Annotated in this window: 9 protein-coding genes; 1 reads left to right on the top strand and 8 read right to left on the bottom strand. The window is 66.3% G+C overall.

Annotation, left to right across the window (positions count from 1 at the left end; all coding sequences use genetic code 11):
• Nucleotides 1-221: 221 nt before the first annotated feature.
• Together VF662_RS11740 and VF662_RS11745 are read right to left on the bottom strand one after the other, a co-directional pair.
• A complete protein-coding gene (locus VF662_RS11740; RefSeq protein ID WP_464141337.1) occupies nt 222-680 on the bottom strand; it encodes a DUF1465 family protein in 459 nt (152 codons plus the stop codon).
• A gap of 97 nt (nt 681-777) precedes the next feature.
• Complete coding sequence (locus tag VF662_RS11745; protein WP_464141339.1) at nt 778-990, bottom strand: YdcH family protein; 213 nt, start codon at nt 988-990, stop codon at nt 778-780.
• 153 nt (nt 991-1,143) lie between these two features.
• Here VF662_RS11745 and VF662_RS11750 point away from each other — a divergent pair, with 153 nt between their 5' ends.
• Entirely contained in the window at nt 1,144-1,302 is a 159-nt protein-coding gene (locus VF662_RS11750) for a YdcH family protein (RefSeq protein ID WP_464141341.1), read from the top strand.
• Between the two features lie 3 nt (nt 1,303-1,305).
• On the opposite strand, the gene VF662_RS11755 is transcribed toward VF662_RS11750, so the two are convergent.
• The 6 genes from VF662_RS11755 to VF662_RS11780 form a co-directional block, all read right to left on the bottom strand.
• Entirely contained in the window at nt 1,306-1,707 is a 402-nt protein-coding gene (locus VF662_RS11755) for a PilZ domain-containing protein (protein ID WP_464141344.1), read from the bottom strand.
• 101 nt (nt 1,708-1,808) lie between these two features.
• Nucleotides 1,809-2,267, bottom strand: coding sequence for an RNA polymerase-binding protein DksA (dksA, locus tag VF662_RS11760; RefSeq protein WP_464141346.1), 459 nt, complete (start codon nt 2,265-2,267; stop codon nt 1,809-1,811).
• A gap of 768 nt (nt 2,268-3,035) precedes the next feature.
• Nucleotides 3,036-3,317, bottom strand: a complete 282-nt coding sequence (locus VF662_RS11765; RefSeq protein ID WP_464141348.1) for a hypothetical protein — start codon at nt 3,315-3,317, stop codon at nt 3,036-3,038.
• A gap of 6 nt (nt 3,318-3,323) precedes the next feature.
• Nucleotides 3,324-3,551 carry a hypothetical protein gene (locus VF662_RS11770; protein ID WP_464141350.1) on the bottom strand — a complete coding sequence of 76 codons (228 nt, stop codon included), beginning with the start codon at nt 3,549-3,551 and terminating at the stop codon, nt 3,324-3,326.
• Nucleotides 3,552-3,720: 169 nt separating this feature from the next.
• Entirely contained in the window at nt 3,721-4,359 is a 639-nt protein-coding gene (locus VF662_RS11775; protein WP_464141352.1) for a hypothetical protein, read from the bottom strand.
• A 51-nt stretch (nt 4,360-4,410) separates the two neighbouring features.
• A partial coding sequence (locus VF662_RS11780; RefSeq protein ID WP_464141354.1) for a baeRF12 domain-containing protein occupies nt 4,411-4,558 on the bottom strand: 148 nt, incomplete at its 5' end.

Here is a 4,558-nt window from a genome sequence, read left to right on the forward strand (position 1 = left end):
AGCGCAGCAAGCGCAGCATCGGCAAGTCCAAGCCCCCGCACCTGCGCATCCGTAACGAACAGGCACCGCCCGGCCGGCAGCACCTCCCCCAGCCGCCGCACCGAACCGGCGCCGGCGATGAGCTTCGGCCCATATAAGAACTCGAACGGCTTCATGTCGGCCGCTCTAAAGGCGCGCCGCCCGTGACGCCACTCGCTCGAAGTACCACTTCGAGCGAAGCCCTAGAATGCCCGCTCCAGCCGGCTCAGCAGGGTTCGCGCCGGGCTTGCCTGGGGCTCGGTCGCGGCGCTGCCCTCCTCGAGCCGCTTCACCCGCGCATAAAGCTCCTGGCTTGCATGGACGAGCGCGATCGCGTTGCCGGGAAGCTTCGCGAGCAACGCCGGATCGCTTTCCGCCGCCTCGCCGAGCCGCCGCGCCGGCGCCCGCGCCTGGCCCGGCGTCAGCTCGCCCGCCTCGACCGCGCGCTGGGTCAGAAGCCAGGCGATGACGTGCATCAGCCGCGTCGTCACCTTCAGCGACTCGCAGGAAAAGCCGACCCGCACCAGCGGATCCAGCCCCAGCCGCTCCTCGCGGCCGTGCCGGTCGAAATAGCCGCGCGCCTCGTCGGCAAGCAGCATCGCCTCCGTGTAGAGCGAATCGACAAGCTTCGGAGTCATCCGGTTGCGCAGCGGCGTGTTCATGGGATGGGACGATGCCACAGCCGCGGCGGGCCGTCCAAGAGGCAATGAAGGTAAATGGCCGCCCATCCAGAAGCGGGACACCGGCGGGGCAGATGCTTCAGGCGATGATGTCGGGGATCAGCATGTCCTCGATGGCGGCTATCTCGTCTCTCAGCCGGAGCTTCCGCTTCTTCAGGCGCGCCAACTGCAGCTGATCCGATCCGGCGGTGCTTCGAAGCGCCTCGATCGCGCTGTCGAGGTCGCGATGCTCGAGGCGCAGGTGCGCAAGCCTCGCCGCCCGCTCCGCATCCAGTCCCTCGGTCGTGCCCATCGACCGCCGACGCTACTCAAGCCCGGCGGGATGCGATATAGATAATTCTTCAACGGATCGTCGCGCAGGAATGGGCGACTGTCCGATCCGGGGAGACAGCGACTCACACCGATGCTTTAATCGTCCGACATCAACCAGGCAGAGGAGATGGGAATGCAAAATGCGCATACGTCCGCACTCGAACAGAAGCATGCCGTTCTCGACGCTCGAATCGCTGAAGAGAATCTGCGCCCCCATCCGGACGATTCGCTGATCACCCGCCTGAAGAAAGAAAAATTGAGAGTGAAAGAGGCCCTGGTCGGCCTCTCCTAGCTGTTACAGCGGGCGGTGCTGGATCGGATCCGGCGCCGCCTGGGCTCCAACCGGCCTCCTGGCCAGCATCGGATCCACATCCTCGTCGAACGCGACGCCGATGCGGCCTTTCTCAACCCATGCGACCATGCCCGGTACCTTGCCGATGCCGCGCAGCGTGACGATCACCGGCTCGCCCGGCTCCGCTTCCCGCTCGTAATCCGCCATCAGGCCCACGGCCGAAAGGTTGCGGATCCGCACCGGCACCAGTTCCTCTTCCGAATCGGTGCGGCGGCGGATCGTGGCGGCCAGGAACAGGCTGTCGCGCGCTGAGACGCGGCGGCCCTGGTTGTCGCGGCCGCGATTGGTGAGACGCCTTCCGGGCGTGTCGCCGGTCCGTCCCTTGGTAATCCTGGTCTCGATCAAGGCCACAACCCCGTGCGGACCGGGCCGCACCATGCGGGCCCGGGTCCTCCCCTTATGGCGGCCAAATGGTCGAAATCGGGTTAACGCACCCGATCCCCCGATCAGTCGTCGCGCGAGATCCGCTCGTGCCGCTCGTGGCGCTCCTGGGCCTCGACCGTCATGGTCGCGATCGGGCGCGCTTCCAGCCGCGCAAGCGAGATCGGCTCGCCCGTGACTTCGCAGAAACCGTATTCGCCGGTTTCGATCCGGCGGAGCGCCGCGTCGATCTTGGAGATGAGCTTGCGCTGCCGGTCGCGGGTGCGGAGCTCGATCGACCAGTCGGTCTCGCTCGATGCGCGGTCGGTGATGTCGGCTTCGCGCATCGGGCCGCTCTTCAGCTGGGCCATGGTGTCGCGGGACTCGCGGATGATCGAGTCCTTCCAGTCGAGCAGCTTTTCACGGAAATAAGCGAGCTGATCGTCGCTCATGAACTCTTCGTTCGCGCTCGGCCGGTAGCCGGCGGGAACATGCGGAACCGCGCTATATTGCGGTCCGAAAACGTCACTTAAAGCGGTAGCCATAACCCCTCCACACTCCGCGCCCGATCTTTCGACCGGCCGCAAATCCCAGAGTGCCGCTCCGCTTTTGGTGCAAATGTCGGCACCTGCCCCAGCGCGCCTATACGCATGCCAAAGCGGCTGCACAAGTCACTCAAAAGCAAGTTGAAAAAGGTTCCGCTTTTGCGCGCGGGCAGTGACATTTTTGCCGCGTCCGCCGAACGGCTCAGCGGGTCCGCTCCCGCTGCCTCCGAATCGACCTCGAATCAGCTCGGTCGATGACCCGTCTTCCAGCTATTAACTACAGCCTCGGCGACCAGTGCTCGGTCGCTTCGTTCACAGCTTCCGGCACTATGTCCATCAATGGGACGGAAGCAGCCGAAACGCCCGGAAACCAGCCCCTTAACTGTAACATCATGGTTAACGAACTTGCGCGTAACCTGATCTTTGGCATCTGTCGTGAATAGCCAAGGCTGGCTGACGGTTATTTGGGCTGATCCACCTGATCCGACGCCAGCACCAAAACAGGGTGTGTATCATGTCGGTAAGAATGGCTCTCGCGAAACTTTGTGCTTGCGCCTGCGGCGGCGCAGTCATCGGCGGCGGCGCGGTCCACGTAGCCGAAAACCCGATCCCCCGTCCGGCCATCGTCAAGTCGGCGAAGGCGAAGACGGTCGTCCAGCGGGTGCATCACCGGCCGAAGCGCGTGAAGCGCGTCACCCGGATCGTCCGCTCCTGCGGCACCCGCGGTGCAGCGGCGGCGGCCGGCGCGGTCACCACCCGCACGATCACCTATCCCGCGCCCCCCATTCCCCTGCCCCCGCCCGCCCAGGTGGTGAGCGGCGGCGGCGGCGTCCCCGTCATCATCGGCGGCGGCAGCACCGGCGGCGGCTTCGGCGGCGGCTTCTTCAGCGGCGGGTTCGTCGGCGGATCGAGCGGCAACATCATCGTCTCGACCAGCTCCTCGACCGGAGGCTCCAGCTCTTCGAGCTCGTCCAGCTCCTCGAGCAGCTCGAGCTCGTCGAGTTCGTCGTCGAGCAGCAGCTCCTCCTCCGGCGGGTCGACCGGCGGCAAGCCAGGCTATCCGGGCAAGCCCGGCCACGGTTCCAGCGGCTCTTCCGGCAGCTCGGGCAGCAGCGGCTCCTCCGGCAGCAGCGGTTCCTCGGGTTCCAGCGGGTCGTCCGGCGGCTCCAGCAGCTTCGGCGGAAGCACCAGCACTTCGAGCACCAGCTCGAGCTCCTCGTCGAGCTCCAGCTCATCGAGCTCCAGCTCGTCGAGCGGCGGCTCCTCGGGCTCCAGCGGCGGCACGCCGGTTCCGGCACCGCCGATGATCGTCCTGTTCGGCGCCGCCGCGGCGGCACTCGTTGCCCGTCGGAGACTGAATCGCTCCGCCGAGTAACGCCGTTCGGCACCGAACAGGAAAAAGGCCGCGCCAACTCCCTTCGGCGCGGCCTTTCTTTTTTTGGCGAAGCGACCTTTACGAGCCGGCGGCGGCCGCTGCGGCTTCGAGGTCGGCCGCGGTCATTCCGATCACCCCGCCCGTTGCGGTGGCCGCCACCGCGTTGCGCGGCAGCCGGACGAGCTTGCCCGAGGTCAGCTTCAGGGTGACGAACTCGGCGTCGATCGCCTGGATCGTCCCGACGGTGCCGCCCTGCGAACCGGCGATCGTCGCACCGGCGGCAAGGCTCGCGGCCGCTGCGGCCTTGGTCTTGTCGACCTCCGCGTTCAGCTGGTCGCGAGTCATCGCCATCAGGAAATGATCCTGATGCGCCGTGAAGGACGCGACCGGAAGCCGCACCTCGTGCTTGTCGGTCTTCAGGATCACGAACTGACCGTCGACCTTGGTGATGGTGCCGACTTCACCGCCATTGGTGTCCCGCACCTGCGCACCTGCCGCCAGCTCCGCCTTGGCTTGGGCCGCCGGCGCCGCCTGCTGCTCCGCCGCGGGAGCAGGCGAAGGGGTGGAGCTGATCAGCACCCTCGTTCCGATGGCCGTCGTCGGAGCGGGAGCCGGAGCCGGGCGCCGCTTCTGCGCTAAGGCAGGCTCCGCCACGAACCCGCCAGCAGCGAGCGCCGCCGAAATGGCGGTAATCAAAAGCTTGTTACGAACTGTCATCATCACTCCTCGATAGCCCTGGCCGATCCCTGGGATCCGCCGCCGCACAGGCTATTGAGCGCTGAGGATCTTTTCAATCTCCGGAACGGGGTGGCCGGTGAGGTCCTTGGCGATCTCGCCCGCGAGACGCTTCTCGACCTCCTTGTGATAATGTTTGCGAAGCTCGCCGAGCGTCTTGGGCGGAGCGACGATGATCAGC

This window comes from Allosphingosinicella sp. (assembly GCF_036387215.1).
Lineage (GTDB): Bacteria > Pseudomonadota > Alphaproteobacteria > Sphingomonadales > Sphingomonadaceae > Allosphingosinicella.

Excerpts from the sequence above, each read along its gene's own strand:
- VF662_RS11750 (WP_464141341.1), top strand. The coding sequence starts at position 1,144 with ATGCAAAATGCGCATACGTCCGCACTCGAACAGAAGCATGCCGTTCTC.
- VF662_RS11775 (WP_464141352.1), bottom strand. The coding sequence starts at position 4,359 with ATGACAGTTCGTAACAAGCTTTTGATTACCGCCATTTCGGCGGCGCTC.
- VF662_RS11740 (WP_464141337.1), bottom strand. The coding sequence starts at position 680 with ATGAACACGCCGCTGCGCAACCGGATGACTCCGAAGCTTGTCGATTCG.
- dksA (WP_464141346.1), bottom strand. The coding sequence starts at position 2,267 with ATGGCTACCGCTTTAAGTGACGTTTTCGGACCGCAATATAGCGCGGTT.
- VF662_RS11745 (WP_464141339.1), bottom strand. The coding sequence starts at position 990 with ATGGGCACGACCGAGGGACTGGATGCGGAGCGGGCGGCGAGGCTTGCG.